Source organism: Streptococcus viridans, assembly GCF_900636365.1.
GTDB classification, from domain to species: domain Bacteria; phylum Bacillota; class Bacilli; order Lactobacillales; family Streptococcaceae; genus Streptococcus; species Streptococcus viridans_A.
In genome coordinates, this window is the sequence record NZ_LR134266.1 from 230,224 (window position 1) to 250,412 (window position 20,189).

Genomic DNA, 20,189 nt, shown 5'->3' on the forward strand with positions numbered 1-20,189 from the left:
CCAAAGCTTTTTTATGTTATAAACTCATTAAAAGAACCCCCAGTTAGATTTGGAATATTTTTTATTCTGTGTCACATAAAAATAAATAAAATGAATGGCTATAGCTAGAGCTAAAATGGTTGTTATACTCACTACTATTATAGGATTAGAAGCAAAGATTAAAGAGAGAATCAAGGCAGCCAGATAGAGTGTCGCTTGGACACAGTAGTAACTTTTCGAATAGCGAAGATAGTGTTTGTTATAGGGCCCATTTACTAGGACAGCAGCTTGAAAGAGGCCAAATCCGATATAAGAGAAGCTGGTTGCAAAGAGAAGATTAGCTTCAGGATTCAGAAGAAAACTCATCGAAACGGTCATCATAATAAGTCCAATGAAAATAGGATAGTGACTGTAAATTAGAAATAGTCCCTTTTGATTAGATTTTTCATCAATAGCATGGTCGAATTGACCAAAATAAAACAAGAACAGAGAAAGCATAATAATGAAATAAAGAACCGAATAAATCGAGAAATTCTCGATTGTAAAGAAGTTAGCTAGCTCCATAATCATCTCTCCAAACGTAATAATGACAAGAAGGGAGATGCGCTCGATTAAATGGGGGAGATTTACCTGGTAATGCTTATCTTTACTAAGCAAGATAATTGGCATAATAAATGTTAGCAGAATACTAGCAAATAAGACAGAGACTCCAACGTAAATAGGAAGAAGAGCTGCTAGATAGACTCCTAAACTTCCTAGACCTGTTATCCATAGAAAACCTTTGATACTTTCCCGTTCAACATTATCGGTTGATTTTCTAAAAAATTCAACCAAATATTGTAAAAATAAGGTAAAGGTTAATGTACCAACAGCCCAACAAAGATAATGAAAATATTGTTGCCAATCAGGTCCAATCATATTGGCTATAAAGAGTAAAAGTCCCATTTTGATAAACATGATTACCATGTTAAATAAAGAGTTCTTTCCATAGCGATTGGTATAAATGGTTTGAATCATCCATGAATCAGTGAGAACCAAGACAGCCATGAAAAAATCAAGGAAAGAATTCCAAGTCAAAATACCGTTATGAAGATGCTCAATTAAAGTAGTTGCTTTTGAAATTGCAAAAACAAACACTAGGTCATAAAATAGTTCTGAAAATTCTACACGTTTATGCTTAATAAGAGTTGTCATATTAATACCTTTCTACTTTAGAAATACAATTCATTATAACAGAAAATGGTAATGAGAGAAAAAGGATATGCTTAAATAATTTCATGTGGCGCGAATTGTCAAAACCTTGACTTCTTTTGTCATTTACTTGAAAAAGCAACCCTGACGAGTTGATTAAAATCCTATTAAAAATTAACTTTGTCAGGATCATCCTGAGTTTTGATGCCTTGAATCTTATCCAAGACCGCCATATCTTCCTCTGATAAGTCGAAGCCGAAGATATCCAAGTTAGCTTTTATATTTTTAGGTGTCACAGACTTAGGTAGTGGCAAGAAACCTTTTTGAAGGCTCCAACGCAGAGCAACTTGTGCCACAGATTTACCGTTACGTTCAGCCACTGCTTCAACATCTTCATTTCCAAAAATACCACCTGTACCTAGTGGACTATAGGCTTCAATAAGGATATCGCGCTCTTGGCAATAGGCAACTAAGTCTTCTTGGTCACAACCTGGAGCCAAGAGGATTTGATTGACATGTGGAACAATTTCAGCTGTTTCAATAAGAGCTTCTAGGTGATGTTGCATAAAGTTAGACACACCGATAGCGCGCACCTTACCTTCTTTGTAAGCTTCTTCCATAGCCTTCCATGCACCCGCATTGCCAGCCTTCCAAGCATCATTCTCACGAAGCGCCTTTGGATTAGGCCAATGGATAAGCAAAAGATCCAAATAATCCACACCAAGTCTTTCGAGAGACTCATCGATAGAAGTCTTAGCCAACTCGTAATCGTGCTTATCATTCCAAAGTTTGGTAGTTAGGAAAATATCCTCACGTGCCAAATCACTATCAGCAATCGCCTTACCTACAGAAACCTCGTTACCGTAAATTTGTGCGGTATCAATATGTGTGTAACCCGCCTTAAGTGCGAAGCTAACGCTGTTATAGGCTTCTTCGCCTTCAGCAATTTGCCAAGTTCCAAAACCAATTTTAGGAATAGCAACCCCATTTGCAAGTGTATATGTTTCCATGATTTTCACCTTTTCTTTTTTTAATAGTACTATCTTAAATAAGATAAGGCAAAAATGCAAAGATTTGCTACGGCTATTATTATGAATAGTTCCTTACTTCTTTTTCCGATGTTCGTAACAGCCTTTGGAGATATTATTACTTGGGAAGAGAATGAATTTGTTGGTATTGTAAAATAAAATCTTCAAGACTGCGACATTATTATCAAGAGCCTGAAATATTTTCTTCAGTATTTAGATAACTCATATGTGACTGATAACTTTGAACTGGATTTATATAGACAGGCTGTGTTAAAACATGGTCCCTTGTCATATAACCAATGTTTCGGTTTTGTTCCTTTACTAGCATTAGGAGGCTTTAAAGATGTGGAACATATGGATAAAGTCAAAGTCCTGGAGCACATTTATCTCATGTACCAACTCACAGGCGGAGTGATGGACGATTGATAGAAAGGAACTACCTTCGAGGTGGTTTTTTCGACGAAAACGAGTGTGAGATAAATAACGAGTCTTTGGATGAGACTCGTTTATTTTGTGAATATAAACTTTTTGGTACAAAATTTGGTATAAAAAACAAAATGACAAGCAAAAAAGCCTTGGAACTCAAGGCTTTTTCCTGTTGATTTAGATGCCCCCTGCATGAATTTGTATGAAATTTTCATATTGAAAGTAATCAAAAATATTGAAATATAGATGATTTTCGGAAGGTACTTTTAGGTATTTTCAATGTCATGATTTAAAAATGGGGCAAAAGTGGGGCAAAAACGAATGACTCACATTTGGTTAGAAAACCTATAATACCTATATATGTTGACCCTCGTATCCAGACGAACCATAACTCTATAAGCTTTGATTCAGGAGACCAGTGTACCTATGATAAATCATCAGTGCCTATTATTAGAGAATATAGAAAAGTCATGTAAATTAGCTACAAATTTACATGACTAACATAAAAAGCGAACAAACAGAAGTTTAAGTGCCAGAAATCTCCGTTTGGTCGCTTTTTTATTAATTTAAACCATTTATTTAAATAGCTTAATAGTAAAGATTTTCAAAAATCGAAATCTTTTTACCTCAGTCTCTTCAGTCTGTTAATTTTTTTTCGAAAATTTCTCTTTAATATTAGCTTTCAATTTATCAAATTTTTCACGACGAGCTTCTTTTTTATCCGCAATTAAGCGAGCTTTAGCTTGATGCTCTAAATCTTCTTGAATTTTGAGAGCTGACTCTATCTCTGCCGCAACAGTAGCGACATCCCATCTAGCAATGTCAACCTGATACTTTTCAAAAATAGCATTTAAAACAGATTCATCATTTTCTTGTACAAGTGCAATAATAGCTACTTCGCCATTAGTCAACTTTTTACTAACGGTTGTAATTAATGCCGAATTGATCAATTCTTTGTCTGAACCAACGGAGGCGCCAATTGCTCCACCAGTAGCAAAACCAAAGAGAACACCTAGTGGTCCACCTAAAATTCCGATTAAACTACCAATTAATCCGCCTTCGAAATAATCATCTCCTAGGGAATTCATCAAATCAAAGCTATCTTTGACGTTAACAACACCATTTTCAGCTTTTACAATTGAAGCCTGAGCTAATTTGGTATTTTCAGTTTGAACAAACTGTTTTAATTCTGAAAAGGCCTGAAAGGCTTCACTTTCAATATGAAAAATTGAGACAACAACATTTTCCATGGGCTTACACTACTTTATTACTTTATAGAGATAGAATAAAATCTCCTATATTGTATAATAGTACAAAATACTGCTATACAAGGCGAACTATAGCATACAATAATCTTTTATACAATATACAATATATTACAAAAAGATTAAATTTTTATTTAAAAACTTATATTCTATAAATTAGGCAATTTTAAAATTTTGATTAAAAAGAAAGATTTAGATAGAGCTGTTGGTAGACTTAGGAAATTTTAAGAACATGCATTAGTTAAATTAAATGGTTCTTTTCAATTAAGTTTTAACTTCTATCTGGTAAGTAAAAGGAAAAATAATACCCGTGGTGCTAGTTAAACTCAAAATACAAGAAAAGCCTAAAAGGACTATACTGTAAGTGACAAAACAAAACAGGAGGATAGTCCAAATGAGCCACTTACATTAGTCCTGTGAAATACAGAACTAAATCCTTCACTTAAATTACTTGTCTAACTTTTTGGGGTCAGTACAAACAGTGCTTTTTTTGTTGAAATCGCAAAGAATCTAAGCTTTCTTTTTGCAGATAACATTCGCTCTTTTATTTTCGGTATGATTGAGTCGATGCCCCGTTCTCGACCGGTTATTATTGCAACTTATCGAATGCTAGAGCACTATGCCATCACTTTTTGGAAGAATACTTGGAGCAATTCTACGCAGAATGGAATGCGAAAAAGTGATAATTAAAGAGACGAAAAAGCTGAGAATATGATTTCCCAGCTTTTTTGAATGCGATAGAAATAGCAACTAGACTATTTACGAAAGACCTCAATAATGTAGGTGAAGCCAGTAACTAAAAATGCAAAGGCAATGACATAAACGACAAAGACACCTGTAGCCACTGGATTGAACAGAATCACTAGACCTAGTAAAAATTCAAGCAAGGCTACCCACGTGATATTGCTACCAATAATAGGGAAAATCAATCCTAGACGATTGCCTTTAAAGAAAGCAATAATGGCTTCTACAATTAACCAAATTCCTACAATGGTCGGAATGACGACCGGCAGGGTCACAAAGCCATAAGCAACGAGGTAAAGAGCTAAGAGAAGACTAACAAATCCTTGGAAAAGATAAACAGGTGAGCGAAGCTCTTTTGGTGCAGAGAAATAGCCTAAAATAGCTGCTATAGAAGAAACCAGTAAACCAAATGCAATCCACCAGCTGTAAGCAACAAGATTAGCTACTGGGTTTGTAAATAGGAAAAGTCCTAAAAGGACAAAAACAACTCCTGCAAGGAATAGCAGTAAACGATTAGAAAATTTCATTTCAATACCCCCTATATAGTATAGTTTGATAATAAAACTATTGTACTTATTTTTATAGAAAATGTCAATAAAATAAATAAACAATTTGGAAGTTTCAGTCTGACTTACAAAAAGAAAAGGAGTTTTCACTCCTTTTCACAGATTGAAGACAAAGTCCTTATAAAAGTGTCTTCTAAAGATTTTAACTTCAATCTGAAGCGAGGTTATCCTCGCTTTTTCTATTTATCAAACAATTCCTTATTTTCAATTAAGAGTTCTAGTGGAGATTTATCCCTTGCTACAATAAAACCAGGTTCATATTGGTTATGAAGTGTTCTTTTCTGAGAAGTTGGATCAATATACAACTCATCTCCATCTTCTGTGTATAGTTGGTTGCCTCTTGTTAAGTAAAGTAAATCCTCTAAGTACTGTCCATCAGTTTGTAGAAAATGTTCGATGTATTTGACATGAATTTGTATGAACTTTTCATATTGAAAATAATTAAAAATGTTGAAATATAGCTGATTTTAGGGAAGTACTTTTAGGTATTTTCAATGTCATGATTTAAAAATGGGGCAAAAGTGGGGCAAAAGATTTTTAAATTATATTGGTTAATGTCAGTGTTTACAATTCAATCTAATACACAATTTGAATATTTATAACGTCTGAGTTGAAGATATAACATTTATATTATAATAAAAATAAAAAAGTTATATTAGTGTAACGTCAAAGTAATATTTGCGAAACATAGTATACATTTTTGTAATTGACATTGCTGTTATTTTAGGGTATCATTAGTCAAAAGTATGCTTATCAAAGTATATTTATGTCTTTAAAAGAGAAGGAGAAAAAGATATGGCAGGAGCTATTTCACTTACCCCAGAAGAACTACGTTCTCAAGCGAGCGTGTACACAACAGCTGCAAGCAGTATTGAAGCTGAAATTCAAAAAGTTTCAAGTACTAATGACGCAATTGCATCAACATGGCAAGGTCAAGCTTTCAATGCATACCTTGAGCAGTTTGAACAATTGAGAGCAAATGTAAAACAAATGGAAGAACTCCTTGTGAGTGTAAACCAACAGCTTATTGCTTATGCTAATACTGTGGAAGAGCGTGATGTAGCTGATAAGGCATCATTCGGTTTCTAAGATAAACTATTATTGCCAGTGCTCTATTTTGAGTGCTGGCTATTTTAATTACAATTTTAGGAGAAAAAATGTTTCGTTTGAAAACAATAAATAAAAAGGTTCTCACAATAATATTAACATTAATTACGCTAATAGCAGTGTCGAGTACTTTTGTCTATATAGCATTTAAAGACTCGTCAGTAACTCAAGTATTAGGTAAAGAATCTTCTGAGACTAGATATGTTTTGGTTAACGAAGATGATGGGTGGGAATTTGAAGGAAAGAAATATGAACTGGGACATGATTTTGTCACATTAGTTTCTCAAGATGAACAACATAAGTGGTCGACCTCTAATCGAAGCCAAGCAAAAGCGGGGATTGAGGGTGGTGAATATGATGCTATGATTGTAATTCCTAAGAATTTTTCTCAATCAGTTTTATCATTACAAAGTATAGACCCACAAAAAGCCAATATTGAATATCATATTAGAAATGGTCAAAATCAGGTAACACAACAAGTTATCGAGAAAAATATTAATACAGTTCTATATGATTTCAATAAGAAGATTGTACAAATGTATTTTTCAAGTGTTGTTGCAAGTGTAACGGATGCACAGCAAAATGTCACAGGAATAGTAGATACAGAATACCAAAACTCAACCTTTTTGAAGAACTATATTCAAACACCTTTTCAGTCATTTCCACAATCGTTTAGTAGCGTATCAGCTATAACCAATTCTTTACAATCAAACAGTACGGCTATTGAGAATGAACAGAAAAGTTTTGTTTCTTCAGTTACGTCACTCATGGACGGGAATGCTGAAGAAGCAGGGGGGATTGCAGATACCCTTCAGCCAGAAGGCAATGGGACAAATGCCTCTGATTCAAGCGCTAGTACCAATCAATATAGTGGTTTAGATATTTATTACAACAAAATGCTTGCGAGTCTTATGATTTTAGGTGCGGAAGAATCAGCAACTCCTTCTCAACCAGTTGATTCTGAAGGGACTCCAGTTAAAAGTATTTATACTCGTTTCTTAGAAAATGCTAAGCAGTATGAAAGTGCTCAAAAACTGACAAAAACAGCATTAGAAACAAATATTAAAAAGGTAGAAGGTCAAATTAGTGACCTTCAAAACCTACAACAAGTTATTTCTTCAAAATATTACGGAGATAGTAAATTAACTCCAGAGACAGCAACTGTTGAAAATGCAAAAGAAGCGATTGCCGTTTTAATGAATCCTGACAAGAGATCGAAGCTTGATAAAGATTACCTCTCACAGCTTAACGTTCAGGTGGGAGCTACTCCAACTGCTTCGTTATCTTCATTAATTGATGCGCTTGTTACGAAGAATGTTATTACTGGTGACCAAGCTAATTTATATAGAAGTGAGTTAGCTCTTGTTAATCGTTATGCAAGTGATTTTGGAGTAGGAACTGGAACTACTACATCATATAATTTTGTGAATCGTCAAGAGTCTGACAAGGCAAATTCCTTCCAAACAACAGCTACCTTTAACATCGGTACTGGTGGAGATACTATTTCATTAAATGGAGAAGGTGTTTCTATTTCAAATGGTGGAGATGTTGCGGCTCAGATTCAATCGAGCTTAAATCAGCAACTTGCCCCATACAACAAAGCAGCTACAGTATCCGCTTCATCGAATGGTTTTGTTATTTCTATCCATGATACAGCGGGTGCAAGTGTTCCTTCAGAAAGTACTACTGTAGAAAGTACCACTGCAGAGACTACTCCTGCAGAAAATACTTCTGTGGAAAACCCACAAGCTGATCAAGGTACAGACAAACAAACGAATGTCCCAGAAAAAGATGTGACTTCAAGTAATCAAGTCCGGACTCAGGTTGTGAAGGTACCAGTAGCGCCAAGTTCTCTACCGGTGACGGTATCTGTAAATTTATCCTGGAGCTCTCAACCTACAGAAAATCGTTCTTATAATGAAGTGGACTACCAATGGACTAATAGTCAAGGTGGGATTTCTTCTGGCAAACTGGCTGTGTTTGACACGAAAAACGATACAATTGTCCAAGATTTGCCACTTATTCTTAATAATTTTTCATCTTTGGATAAAGCGGCTCAACAAATAACAACGATCTTTTCGGATCCTTCAGAGTCAATCACTTCTTTTGCACTTCGTGCACAGAATAATAATACTTCGTTGGGAGATTTAGCAGGACCAAACTCTATTTATTATCGCTACAATAATATTGATAAAAAGACATTAGCTAAGTCAGTGTCTGATGAATTTGCTGAAGCTTATAAAAAAGATGGCGATTATATCTTTAATGAACTAAATAAGAGAATCACAGATTTAACAGTATTGCTGGGAACCCCGGATGATACAGCAACATCTGAGAAAGAAGTTACTCTCTATGGTCTTTTAAATTCTATTCCTAGTCAAAATGATTATTATCAACTAATCGCAGAGTTAGGTGATTGGTACAATAATGCCAAAGTAACGCTAGATGATTTTTATAAGTCTGATACAAGTTCTCGAACAGAGCAAGATGCTGCAAATACAGCCAAGTTAACGAATGTTGCTTCTCAATTGAGAAATATCCAAAAATCAGCGAAAGATATTTCAAAGCAAACTGAAACGACAGCTAGTGGACTGCCTAAGATGGATGAGGTTGTAAAAAGCTTTTCAACAGATGTGCAGCAATTAGAGGAATCAGTGAATGCTGTGTTAAATAGTGTTAATAAATACGTATCTAGTACAGATTCTAACTTAGCAGACAATCAAAAATATGTAGAATCCTTTAATAAAGTGCTATCAAATACTAAGAATGGTGGAGCAGATAATCAAAAAGTATTTAATTTCTTATCATCACCTATTGAAGTTAGTGCCATTAAAGGATCCACTGCAAAGGTCTCTATTATTCCGTATTATATGACAGTTGTTAGTGCTCTTCTTACCATTTTGATTAGTTTCTTTACTATGTACTTGATTAATCCTCGGAGTCTTGATAAACGAGATAAAATTAAAACACCGAATCGTATCTGGTACAATCTTCCTAATACAGTAAAGATCAACTCAATTGCAGGTATATCAGCGATGGTATTCGCAATTGTCACTTCGACAATCCTTCAATCCGTCTCAAAAGTAGTATGGATTCTATATACATTCTTACTAGTATTCGCTTTAATTAATCTTTTTGTTTACCTATTGCGAAAATTTGAAAGAACACTTACCTTATATATCTTTACATTCTTGCTAGGTATTTACTTGCTGTTAATGCCAATTATTGGTTCGTCAACAAAACCGGGAACAATAGTTTCACTCCTTTATCGTTTCTCACCTTTCCAAAATATTGAAAATGGTTATGTTGCCTTAATTAATGGTATCGGTGTTGGAGGAATGACAATTTTTATCTTGGTATTAGTTGCATTTGCAGTAACATTGCTAAATTTGTTTATAAAACCATTAAAGGAAGAGTCTGTTTAGGAGATTTTAATGTCTAGTAAAAAAATACTTTCAGTATTCCATCTTTTCATAGTTTTGACAGGATTAGTATTGACACACAATCTTGTCTTTGCGGATGACAAATCATCACTTGAGATTCATAATGATGTCATTTATGGTGGAGATCAGGAACAAAAGCAGTATGAACACTATGAAAATAAGACTGATTTATTTTTTGAAAAGAAAGAAGAACAAAATAAGGACCTTAAACAAAAGGAAAGTAGCTATTTGAACGAATTAACTGACAAAGTCTTTCAGGATGATTGGGGACATAAAAAAGAGTCATCATCAAAAGATATTCTTTTCCAGTCAGATTATTCTGTTCCAGAATTCATACCAAATGCTTTAGAAGATTCATCTCATTCTTGGATAAAGATTTTCTTCGGTAGTTTATTTTTGCTAGGGGGAACCCTTATAGCATTTATAGGTTGGAGATTAGGAAAGGTATTTTCAGATTTCCAATTAAAAAACAAGGAGTAGTCTTGATGAACCCCCAAACAATTACAATAGAACTTGCATTTCGAAATCAAAATTTTGATGTCATGATTCCAACTGCTGTAACAATTAATCGCTTAAAAATATTGTTAAGAGAAGCATTGGTCTTAAAAGAAATTCATTTACCAGAACAATTTGATTTGGTATTAAAAAACAAACCTTTTTCATTAGCACCTTCAGCTCTAATATCTGAATATCCTATTGGAAATGGTGATCAGTTTGAAATAGTTACGAGTGTAGAATAGCGAGGTAGTCCTGTGTCACAGATAAAAGAATATTATCCTGAGTTAGATATCTATGTGGAAGATAAGAACTTGATGGTGAGCTTGAAAGCTAATCAATTTAAAATAAATGACTTACCACAGTATCAAACATTTTTAGAAAAGGATACTCATTTTTTAGCAGGTGAAGTTGTAGAAGTTAGCGAAGAAGAACTTCGAGTGACGTATACAGTTGAAGAGTCTTCAATTCCTCTAGTTGAAGCGCTAGAAAAGTTATCTTTGGTTGATCGACTAGTATTGGCTCAAAAGATGCAGTTTCTTTCTCGCTATTCTCACACCTTGGTAGTTCCTTATATTCATCCAGACAATTTCTTTGTTTTGGGTGAATACGTAAAAAGTGGGCATAGAGGCTTTTCTACTTCTGTAATGCCCTTCGTAGAAAATGAGGACTACTTTAAATCCTATCGTGCATTGATTCTTTATATTCTGAATCCTCGATTAGACTTCTATGACCTCATCAATGGTTCAAGTGCTATTAAAAACCCATTCTCACAAGAGGTTCAGCAAGCACAAAATTTTGAAGAATTGAATGAGGCATTGAATCAACAAGTTGCCATACAGGTTCAAAAAAGATTAGAAGAGAATATATATACACCTAAAAATCAGTTTATGATTTACAAGTGGGGGATGATAGCGTTTGGATCTTTATTTGTAATTCTTTCACTCGTAGCAGGTTTCTATCTATTTAATACGCTTCCGTACAAAGATCGAATTATCTCAAGTGAGATCTATTATACAAACAATGAGTATTCTAAGGCCATTGAAGTTTTGGAGAAAGATAATCCGAAAAACTTTCCAAAGGGTACTCAATATATGTTAGCGATTAGTTCGATTAAAGAGGACAATCTCAGTAACGAGCAAAAAGAGAATATCTTAAAAAACATTTCCATGAAAACTAATGAAAATATTCTCTTATATTGGATCTATATTGGGAATGGCGATTATGAAAAAACCTTGGATGTAGCCCAAAATATAGGGGACAATCAACTGATTTTATATGCTTATAGAAAACTGTATAGCCATGTTAGTGGGGATACAAAAATGAAAGGTTCTGAAAAACAAGAGAAACTAAAAGAATATAAGGAACAAATTAAAAATTACGAAGAACTTTTGGAAGGAAAAGACGAGTATGAAAGAAAATAAGCATTCCAACCAAATTTTTGATAGTAATAGAGAAGTACCTTCTAATGTGTTTTACGATGTATTTGTATTCGGCTGTAAATTCAAACATATTGGACTTTCTAAAAGTTTCAATCAAATTGAGACGGAGTACGGGTGTATTAGTATTGATGAAAACAATCAGTTATTGTTTAACGGACAAGCATGGTCTGGGGATTTTTTACACAATTGTGTAGCCTATTCCCTAGGAGAATTAAATCCGACTTATACAAACATACCGAGAAATGAGTTTATCATTTCAAATCTCTCTTCTTCAGCAATCAAGTTTGCTACGAAAGCCTTTATTCGCTTTAAACCAGTTTCAAAAGAGTTTCATCTATTAACCGTTTTTTCGAATGGATCTCATATTTATTTCAATGGAGAAAAAGTTGATACATTCGACGGGCTTTTCAGAATTGGGGATAGGCTAGTTATAGATGGTGTTTTGATTGAAAAACGACCAGAGCAGTTTAAAATGATTGGTCTTTTGCAGAAATTTCAATTAGATTCAAAGCTCTTTATTGAAGAAACTCTAATTGAAGAGTACCCTCTTGATTTTCCTGACTATAGACGAAGTCCAAGAATTTTTCTAAGACCAGCCGAAGATAGAATTAGACTGAACTCTCCTAAAAACAGGAAAGAAAAAAAGAGAGGAGAAATCCTGAGGACGATTGTACCGCCACTAGGAATGTTAGTCATGACGGGTGCTGTTACAATCATTAGCCGTCGTAATCCAGTTATGCTGCTCAGTATGGGAGGAGCGAGTCTCCTAACAGCAGCTTTTTCGGTATCTAGTTATTGGACGTCTAAAAAGGAAACAGAAAAAGAGAACAAGCAACAAGAAGAAAACTATCAAAATTATCTTGTTGAAAAAGAATCCGAGCTAGCAAAGCTAGCTGAAAAACAGAAGGAAGCTTTAGAATACAATTATCCTTCAGTATCCGATTTAGTGTCCCTAATACGCTCGTATCGTTCAAGAATCTACGAAAAAATGCCTAGCCACGAGGACTTTCTGAATGTTCGTCTGGGCATTGGAGATGTCAAAAGCAGCTTTCATGTGGACTTTTCTGAGCGTGAACAGACCGATGAGTGGGAACAATTTGTAAAAAAAGAAATTGTAGAGAAATACAAACATATTTCACAAGGACCGATTATTATTTCCTTACGTGATCAAACACTGGGGTTGGCGGGATCACTAGTTTATTTAAATACAGCTATCCAAACCATCCTCTTTCAGATTGCAGCGATGCATTCCTATCACGATGTTCAGTTTGTTTCTTTATTGTCAGATGAGGATTATAAGAAGTCTTGGGACTATTGGAGATGGTTGCCTCACTTCCAGTTGGATAATTTAAATTTACGAGGATTAATTCATAATGAGCAAACAAGGGACGTTGTCTTGAACTCTTTTTATCAGATTATTGTAAAGAGAAGACAAATGGTTCGAGAAAACGCCTCTAAGTCGGCGAAACTTAATTTTAGTCCTCATTATGTGTTAACGATCTTAGATGATTCTTATTTGTTAGGTCATGGTCTAAATGAGTTTCTTGCAGAAGACATGACTCAATATGGTGTTACTGTAATCTGGGGAAAAGAGAATTTATCAATGCTCCCAGAAACAGCGACAGCTGTTATCGAATACCAAAATAACGAAACTGGAACCTTGGTCAATGATAATCGAGAGTATGTAAATCAATTATTTGTTCCAAACAAATGGGATAAAGGAATTAATGATGCTATTCATAAACTCGCCAATCTGAACCATGTTGAAGTAGAGAAAAATTCTATTCCTGAAGCGATCAGCTTTTTAGAATTGTATCAGGCGAAGACAGTTAATGATCTCGGAATCTCTAGTCGTTGGTCTTTAGCCGATACTTCAAAAACGCTCGCAGTTCCATTGGGACTAAGAGGAAAGAACGACGTTGTGTATTTGAACCTCCATGAGCGTGCTCATGGTCCTCACGGCTTAGTAGCCGGTACCACAGGTTCAGGTAAGTCTGAAATTTTACAGAGTTATATCTTGAGCTTGGCAGTCAACTTTGCGCCGGAAGATGTAGGGTTCCTTCCAATCGACTTTAAAGGGGGAGGGATGGCAAACTTATTTGCAAAATTACCTCACCTAATGGGAGCAATCACAAATTTAGACGGAGCCGCTTCGGCGCGTGCTCTTAAGAGTATTCGTGCAGAACTTCAAAAACGTCAAAGAGAGTTCGGCCGTTTTGGAGTTAACCACATAAATGCATATACAAAACTGTATAAAGAAGGAAAGCGATTGGCTGGTTCTCAGGATGGTAAGGAATATCCTACCAAACCAATCCCTCACCTATTTCTAATTTCTGACGAATTTGCTGAACTCAAACAAAATGAACCAGAGTTTATGACAGAGCTAGTATCGACAGCACGTATTGGTCGATCTCTTGGAGTTCATTTGATCCTAGCTACTCAAAAACCAAGTGGTGTCGTGGATGATCAAATCTGGTCTAACTCACGCTTTAAGTTGGCTTTGAAGGTGGCGGATGAGTCAGATTCGAAAGAAATTATAAAGACCCCAGATGCAGCAAGTATCATCCAACCAGGACGAGCTTACTTGCAAGTGGGGAACAATGAAATCTACGAACTCTTCCAATCAGCTTGGAGTGGTGCTAATTACCAGCCAAATAGTAGCAATGAGAAGAAAGTAGATGAACGGATCTGGTTGATCAATGATCTTGGTCAAGCAGAGTTATTAAGTTCGGACTTGTCGGCTGGGGAAGATTACCAAGATATTTCTGAGGATGAGCAGACAGAGTTGACAGCAGTCATTGATGAGATTGCGGAGTTAGCTGAGTCGAATGATGCGATTCTTCCAGATAAACCTTGGTTACCGCCACTGAAATCCGAAATAGTGACACCAAGTATCGACTATAAGACTAACTGGAAAGAAGCGCGTCACCTATCGATTCCTTTTGCCTTGTTAGATTTACCAGAAAAACAAGAGCAACGAGTCTTTGACTTCGATTTGGAAGAATACAGTCATTTTGCAATCTTAGGATCAGCAGGATTTGGTAAATCGACCGCCTTGCAAACTTTCGTTTTAAACATGGCAAGAATGAATTCACCAGAGCAACTTCATTTCTATTTATTCGACTTTGGAACCAATGGGTTATTACCTTTAAAAAACTTGCCTCATGTGGCGGACATTGTAACTCTTCAAGAAGAGGAGAAACTTGTTAAGTTTATTAAGAGAATCAGACAAGAGCTTCAAACTCGAAAAGACTTACTATCAGAACATGGTGTAGCAAGCTTAGCACAGTACGAAGCGAAATCAGGTAAGTTCTTACCGGTCATTTCTATTATTCTAGATTCCTTTGATTCGATTCAAGAAAGTAGTTTAAAAGATCCGATAGAATCTCTCGTGGCCCAAGTACTACGTGAAGGAGCTAGCTTAGGTATTTATATATCGATGACAGCTCTTCGAGCAAATAGCTTTAGACTAGCGATTAATAGTAACTTGCCTACCAGAATGGCATTATTCTTAGTAGAAGACAATGGGGTTCGTGAAGTTGTAGGACGAGAAGCATTAATTGCTCAAGAGATTATTGGTCGTGGTCAGATTAAGACTGAAGAAGGAGTGCATGAGTTCCAAATTTATCTTCCAAGTGCAGGAGCCAATGATATTGAGCGTCTGACAGCTATGGAAGAAGAAATTAAGGCTATGTCTGAGGAGTGGGATGGAGAAGTGCCATCCGCTATTCCAATGCTACCAAATGTTATCTACTTATCAGATTTCTACAAGAAGAAGGAAGTCCAAGAGAGTTTGGAGCAGCTACATCTTCCGTTAGCCTTGGATAAAGAGTCGACAAAAGTGGTCGCGTTTGAACCGAAGAAACACGGATATTTCTTGATTGCAGAGGATACTTCTCAACAATCTGAATGTCTTACTCATACAATCTTAGAAGGATTTAAATATCTGGAAGATAAAGTGACCCGTGTTGTATTAAATGCGGGTGGGAAATTTACAAATTCCCAAGAGAATATAGACGTGTTAGTTGAGGAGTCTGAATATGCAACCTTCCTGACAGAGCTTTCTACAGAAATTGATGAACGGCAGGCAAATGGCTGGCAACAACCAACCTTTATCTATATTCCAGACGCTCATCTTTTAAATAACCATATCTTGACTTCGATTGAGTTATTTAAGAAGATGATTTCCCAAGGGCCTCGAAATGGAATTTATATTATTTTCCAAGGAATACAACGTTCTATTGAATCCGGATTTGATGAGTTCAATAAACGCTTAAGGACGAATATTCCTGCAGGTATATTCGGAACCCGTGTTACAGATCAAAACTTAGTAAATGTCAAAATCCGTATAGGGGAACCAATTGTTCCATTAGATGAAGCTTACTATTTCGAAGTCCGTGATATTAAGCATATTAAGTTGAATCAATAAAGAAAGTAGGGAGGAAATGACATGGCAAGTGATAAAGCCGAACGTAATGCATACAATCGTGCTCAAGGCGAGAAATGTCAAGCGCAAGCTCGGGAATATGATGCCAAGAGAGCAGCAAATGATGAAAAAATCAGGCGCTTGAATGAAGCCAAAACGAAACTTGTTGCTGCATTACAAGATTATAATACCTTCATGGATAATGTCGAAAAGATTGAATCTGAGATTTCAGATTCAAACTTTAAAGGTGTGATTCGGGATAATTTCAAAAAAGAAGTAGATGAAGTTGTTTTAGATATCAACTCAGACATCAATCACCACCAGAAGAATTTATCTACTCTATCTGGGAAAATTGCTAGTCTAGAAGCAGAAAATGGTAATTTGATTGAGTGGGCGAAAAATGCTTGGGATATGGCTGCGAACTTCTTTCAATCTTTGGTATAGGAGGCAAGTATGGGAAGCACAGGAAGAATTGGAGTATCTCCTGAAGAATGGAATAGCGCAGTAAACAGTGCTGCAAGTAGTGTGGCAGGTGTATCAGGCGTCACAGTCCAAGAGTTGGAGAAGACGACACTAGCACGTTTTAAGGCCTTGATTGAAATGCAAAAGAAAGTTGAAGAGACTTTGACAAATTATAAAGGCTATAATGCAAAAAGCACCCAAAAAATGTTGGAAGTCGCACAGAAAATTGTTGATGAGGATGCTCAATATGGAGCAGACTTCGAAAAGAAGGCAGCAAATTTGAGGTTTAAATAATGGGACAAGAAGTTGTAGATAAAAATAAAATTTTTTATAGTATTCTTCACAATGATTCTCAAATAAAGTTTGAAGTGACAGACGACATATTGTTTCTAGGGAATTTTATTGGGAGTCATCCTCAGATTCTCCGAGAAATCTACAAAAAATATCGGAAGCTAGAGTTAGAGTATCATCATAAACCAAAAATTGGAGCACCTATTGATGTCTATTTTGACTATGGAGAAGATGGTGGAGATCGAACAGTAACATTTAAGCGTCAACGAGTAACAGTAAAATTTTCTGAAGATGATTTTCTGATCTTTTTAGCAAAAGTTGATGCAGTATACTCGGAAATTTTGCCGATTGGTACTGTAGTTGAACTTGATGAAGAAATGATGCCACCGGTGATTAAAGAGCAAATTAAAAACTCTGGTATTGCCGAGCTTGTCGTCATAACAGGACGTAAAGCGCCATTGCAAAAACCATTCGATCGTTATCTAGTTGATTATTACGCTTATCTGTGGCCAATTGGTCAGTTGCCAGTCAGTGTACCAATAACAGTATCTAATATGATGATTAGTAAAGTAGTCCATATGGGATGGCAACATCCTTTGGATGAAACTTTCAGTATGGAAGTCTTGAGAGCAACTCAGCTAGCTAAGGAACAAAATTCTACTGCCTTTATGCCAATGGACGAAGGATTAGAATATTTCAAAACAAGAGCGACAGACAGTCAAATACTAGATCTGTTTGGTGGAGAGGAGGAGAGTTAATGGGATTCCATGTCGAAATGGAGGAATTACTCAATCTGAAAAAAACCTATCTGGAATCTGCTGAAAAAGCTGAAGAACAGCTAAATGCAGCGAAAGATAAAATGAATGCCATTATTACAAGTAATTCCATGTATGGAGAAGTAGGGAAGGCAATCAATAACGAGATTAATAATAGTCATAACGCTGTTATTGTAGGCTTAAAAACAGCCTATACATTAATGGATGCAGATTATACCCAGGCTCTAACTGCTTTCCGTGACGGAGTTGGTGAGACTTCAGAGACGGCTATCTTGGATGAAGAAGTCATGACTCAGACCAAGACGAAGATGACGGATGCCAATACTAAGCATTCGGATTACGAAACGAATATTAGTCAGATCTACTCAAGTATTAATGATCTGATCAGTCTCAGTTCGCCATCTAGTAATGTTTCTAGCTCAATCACGAAGGCTAATACAGTTTTATCTGATGCCATTACAAAGGTGAACGCTTTTGATAGTGATCAAACTGAACTAAATACAGAATCTCTCCTAACAGCTTTGCAGCAACAGATAGATGCTGGGAATGCAATTCAGGAGCTGTCCTACACTGATCCTCGATTTGTAGAAATTGTTTCCTATTCACAATTAGCTGAAGGAATCAAACAGGTTGATGATCAGATTACTCAAGCGAAGAAGGAACAGGAAGAAGCTGCGAGAAAAGCAAAGGAAGAAGAAGAAGAGTGGAGAAAAAATCACCCCGCTCAAGCAATGATTAAAGACGCAAGAAAGGGATTAGGTGATTGGTGGGATGGTGTTATAAATGCCACCAAAAATCTAGATATTCCAGTTGTTAGAGAGACTCTATTGTTTGCTGAAGGCTTCATTGGTGGTGCCTCTAGTTTGGTTGGTGATCTTGCTTACCTATATTTCGATGTTCAACAATTTACTATGGAACTTTTGTTTGTTGGAACTGAAAAACTGACAGGTCTTAATGTTGCTCCAGACTGGGTGGAGAAAGATGTTAACGGAGCATGGAATAATGTAGTTGCTCTTAAGGATGCATTTACGAATACCTTTACTCTTGAAAATGGGCAAAAGGTACTCGATTACTCGTGGAAGTTAATGACTGATGAACGGACACGAGCAGAAGCTTGGAGAGATACAAAGAGAACAACTGAAAAGCTGTGGAATGACTTTACTAAAGATGGATGGTATAATACAGGTGGAGTTGTTTTTGAAGTTGGTTCGTGGTTTGTAGGTGCCGGTGAAGTCAAAGCAGGTCTTACAGCAGCCAAGACTGCAAAAACGTTCGCAGAGGGCGCCCGTCTCTTTACTAGTACAGTCGGAAGACATGCTGTTAAAAATGCAGATGATATGGCTCAAGGCTTGCTACACCTTGCAACACGTGGACCTGCTAAGACGAAGGCATTTGCGAAGAATATGATTAACGTCATCGCAGATTCTAAAACAACCTTTACTCGTTGGAGTGATGAGCTTGGAGAAGGAATTAGCAAGTTAAAATCTGTTGCAGGCAAGTGGGGAGATAACTTAGCTGCAAGATCTCCAGAGTTTAATACCTTCCGTGAAAACTTCCGAAATGCCTTATCTAATTTTGGAGATAATATGGCCTATGCCGGGGCAAACTATAGTGATAATATCAACCGCAGTGGTGCTCGAGTCTATAACATGGCCGATGATGCAATGAGAAATACCCGCAAAGCGACGACGGGGTTTAGCCATGAAGCTACAGAACAACTGGCTAAGCATGGCGATGAAGTTGCTAAGTATGGTGATAATGTTTCTAAAACTTTGCAGGAAAGTACTGAACAAGTTGGTAAGAAAGCAAGCCGAGAGGTTGGACAAGAAGCTACAGAGCAATTGGCTAAACATGGCGATGAAGTGTCCAAAGGTTTGAAAGAGACTGCAGAACAAGCTGGTAAGAAAGTTGGCCAAGAGTTTAGTCAAGAAACAAGTGAGCAATTGGTTAAGCATAGTGATGATGTCGCTAAAGGCTTAGAAGAGACTGCAGAGACAGGAAAACGAGCAGCCAATAATTTTGCTGATGATATTGGGGAAGAAATTCCTCGCTTGGATGAGGTTTCTGTCGAATTTAAGTATAAAGATAAATTTGATGAAACTGAATTTTCTCGTCAATTAAAAGGTCAACAAGATGGGTTGAATGATTTGACAGTTCAAGAATACTTTGATAATCGTGAGCGCTACTTGAAGGAAGGCCGTTCTAAAGAGGGCAGTAAGGCTCAGAAAGCAGCGAGAAAAGAAGCGCTAGAAGATAAGATTCGAGAACTTATGTTGTCTGGTGATACTCCAGATGTTGCAGAAAAGAAAGCTAAGGAATGGATGAAGGAGCAGGCAGCTCTTCATGATCCTGACCAAATTGCCGGTGGAGATCCAACAAAAATTAGAGGTGTGGGTGACCGTCGTGTCAATTCTTCACTGGGCTCTCAGTGGAAAACACGGATTGATGATATGGATGAACAAATCCGGAAACTGGCTGCAGGTCTCTCTCCGGAAGAACTTAAGACTACTTATCTTAATATTAACCTAAGTTATTAACTAGAAAGAGG

Annotated in this window: 14 protein-coding genes and 2 pseudogenes; 11 read left to right on the top strand and 5 right to left on the bottom strand. The window is 36.4% G+C overall.

Features of this window, described 5'->3' with window-relative positions; all coding sequences use genetic code 11:
* Positions 1 to 27: 27 nt before the first annotated feature.
* A complete protein-coding gene (locus EL081_RS01360; RefSeq protein ID WP_126403701.1) occupies positions 28 to 1,173 on the bottom strand; it encodes a low temperature requirement protein A in 1,146 nt (381 codons plus the stop codon).
* A 164-nt stretch (positions 1,174 to 1,337) separates the two neighbouring features.
* Positions 1,338 to 2,180: an aldo/keto reductase gene (locus EL081_RS01365; RefSeq protein WP_049486464.1), complete on the bottom strand. Its 843-nt coding sequence runs from the start codon at positions 2,178 to 2,180 to the stop codon at positions 1,338 to 1,340.
* Positions 2,181 to 2,282: 102 nt separating this feature from the next.
* Between EL081_RS01365 and EL081_RS01370 the strand changes: the two are divergent.
* Positions 2,283 to 2,624, top strand: a pseudogene (locus EL081_RS01370) (T6SS immunity protein Tdi1 domain-containing protein); the annotation flags it as partial.
* 644 nt (positions 2,625 to 3,268) lie between these two features.
* On the opposite strand, the gene EL081_RS01380 reads toward EL081_RS01370, so the two are convergent.
* The 3 genes and pseudogenes from EL081_RS01380 to EL081_RS01395 all read right to left on the bottom strand — a co-directional run.
* Entirely contained in the window at positions 3,269 to 3,874 is a 606-nt protein-coding gene (locus tag EL081_RS01380) for a DUF1269 domain-containing protein (protein ID WP_061597013.1), read from the bottom strand.
* A 770-nt stretch (positions 3,875 to 4,644) separates the two neighbouring features.
* Positions 4,645 to 5,160, bottom strand: a complete 516-nt coding sequence (locus tag EL081_RS01390; RefSeq protein WP_126403703.1) for a DUF308 domain-containing protein — start codon at positions 5,158 to 5,160, stop codon at positions 4,645 to 4,647.
* Between the two features lie 218 nt (positions 5,161 to 5,378).
* Positions 5,379 to 5,606 (bottom strand): annotated as a pseudogene (locus EL081_RS01395) (XRE family transcriptional regulator); the annotation flags it as partial.
* A gap of 388 nt (positions 5,607 to 5,994) precedes the next feature.
* Between EL081_RS01395 and EL081_RS01400 the strand changes: the two are divergent.
* The 10 genes from EL081_RS01400 (at position 5,995) to EL081_RS10095 (ending at position 20,178) form a co-directional block, all read left to right on the top strand.
* Positions 5,995 to 6,288 (top strand): WXG100 family type VII secretion target, encoded by a 294-nt coding sequence (locus EL081_RS01400; protein WP_126403704.1) that lies wholly within the window; start codon positions 5,995 to 5,997, stop codon positions 6,286 to 6,288.
* Between the two features lie 68 nt (positions 6,289 to 6,356).
* Positions 6,357 to 9,731 (top strand): type VII secretion protein EsaA, encoded by a 3,375-nt coding sequence (gene esaA, locus EL081_RS01405; protein ID WP_126403705.1) that lies wholly within the window; start codon positions 6,357 to 6,359, stop codon positions 9,729 to 9,731.
* A gap of 9 nt (positions 9,732 to 9,740) precedes the next feature.
* The gene (locus EL081_RS01410; RefSeq protein WP_126403706.1) at positions 9,741 to 10,229 is read left to right on the top strand and encodes a type VII secretion EssA family protein; all 489 of its coding nucleotides are present in this window, start codon (positions 9,741 to 9,743) and stop codon (positions 10,227 to 10,229) included.
* Positions 10,230 to 10,234: 5 nt separating this feature from the next.
* Entirely contained in the window at positions 10,235 to 10,489 is a 255-nt protein-coding gene (locus tag EL081_RS01415; RefSeq protein ID WP_126403707.1) for a type VII secretion protein, YukD family, read from the top strand.
* 12 nt (positions 10,490 to 10,501) lie between these two features.
* Complete coding sequence (gene essB / locus EL081_RS01420) at positions 10,502 to 11,668, top strand: type VII secretion protein EssB (RefSeq protein WP_126403708.1); 1,167 nt, start codon at positions 10,502 to 10,504, stop codon at positions 11,666 to 11,668.
* Positions 11,655 to 16,115, top strand: coding sequence for a type VII secretion protein EssC (gene essC / locus EL081_RS01425; protein ID WP_126403709.1), 4,461 nt, complete (start codon positions 11,655 to 11,657; stop codon positions 16,113 to 16,115). The genes essB and essC overlap by 14 nt, the downstream gene beginning before the upstream one ends.
* Before the next feature lie 21 nt (positions 16,116 to 16,136).
* Positions 16,137 to 16,556 (top strand): hypothetical protein, encoded by a 420-nt coding sequence (locus EL081_RS01430; RefSeq protein WP_126403710.1) that lies wholly within the window; start codon positions 16,137 to 16,139, stop codon positions 16,554 to 16,556.
* 9 nt (positions 16,557 to 16,565) lie between these two features.
* A complete protein-coding gene (locus EL081_RS01435; RefSeq protein ID WP_126403711.1) occupies positions 16,566 to 16,868 on the top strand; it encodes a TIGR04197 family type VII secretion effector in 303 nt (100 codons plus the stop codon).
* The gene (locus EL081_RS01440) at positions 16,868 to 17,623 is read left to right on the top strand and encodes a DUF4176 domain-containing protein (RefSeq protein ID WP_126403712.1); all 756 of its coding nucleotides are present in this window, start codon (positions 16,868 to 16,870) and stop codon (positions 17,621 to 17,623) included. The genes EL081_RS01435 and EL081_RS01440 overlap by 1 nt, the downstream gene beginning before the upstream one ends.
* Positions 17,623 to 20,178: a polymorphic toxin type 15 domain-containing protein gene (locus EL081_RS10095; RefSeq protein ID WP_197716097.1), complete on the top strand. Its 2,556-nt coding sequence runs from the start codon at positions 17,623 to 17,625 to the stop codon at positions 20,176 to 20,178. The genes EL081_RS01440 and EL081_RS10095 overlap by 1 nt, the downstream gene beginning before the upstream one ends.
* Positions 20,179 to 20,189: the final 11 nt, after the last annotated feature.

Excerpts from the sequence above, each read along its gene's own strand:
- EL081_RS01440 (WP_126403712.1), top strand. The coding sequence starts at position 16,868 with ATGGGACAAGAAGTTGTAGATAAAAATAAAATTTTTTATAGTATTCTT.
- EL081_RS01360 (WP_126403701.1), bottom strand. The coding sequence starts at position 1,173 with ATGACAACTCTTATTAAGCATAAACGTGTAGAATTTTCAGAACTATTT.
- EL081_RS01415 (WP_126403707.1), top strand. The coding sequence starts at position 10,235 with ATGAACCCCCAAACAATTACAATAGAACTTGCATTTCGAAATCAAAAT.
- EL081_RS01430 (WP_126403710.1), top strand. The coding sequence starts at position 16,137 with ATGGCAAGTGATAAAGCCGAACGTAATGCATACAATCGTGCTCAAGGC.
- essC (WP_126403709.1), top strand. The coding sequence starts at position 11,655 with ATGAAAGAAAATAAGCATTCCAACCAAATTTTTGATAGTAATAGAGAA.
- esaA (WP_126403705.1), top strand. The coding sequence starts at position 6,357 with ATGTTTCGTTTGAAAACAATAAATAAAAAGGTTCTCACAATAATATTA.
- EL081_RS01410 (WP_126403706.1), top strand. The coding sequence starts at position 9,741 with ATGTCTAGTAAAAAAATACTTTCAGTATTCCATCTTTTCATAGTTTTG.
- EL081_RS01400 (WP_126403704.1), top strand. The coding sequence starts at position 5,995 with ATGGCAGGAGCTATTTCACTTACCCCAGAAGAACTACGTTCTCAAGCG.
- EL081_RS01435 (WP_126403711.1), top strand. The coding sequence starts at position 16,566 with ATGGGAAGCACAGGAAGAATTGGAGTATCTCCTGAAGAATGGAATAGC.
- EL081_RS01390 (WP_126403703.1), bottom strand. The coding sequence starts at position 5,160 with ATGAAATTTTCTAATCGTTTACTGCTATTCCTTGCAGGAGTTGTTTTT.
- EL081_RS01365 (WP_049486464.1), bottom strand. The coding sequence starts at position 2,180 with ATGGAAACATATACACTTGCAAATGGGGTTGCTATTCCTAAAATTGGT.
- EL081_RS01380 (WP_061597013.1), bottom strand. The coding sequence starts at position 3,874 with ATGGAAAATGTTGTTGTCTCAATTTTTCATATTGAAAGTGAAGCCTTT.
- EL081_RS10095 (WP_197716097.1), top strand. The coding sequence starts at position 17,623 with ATGGGATTCCATGTCGAAATGGAGGAATTACTCAATCTGAAAAAAACC.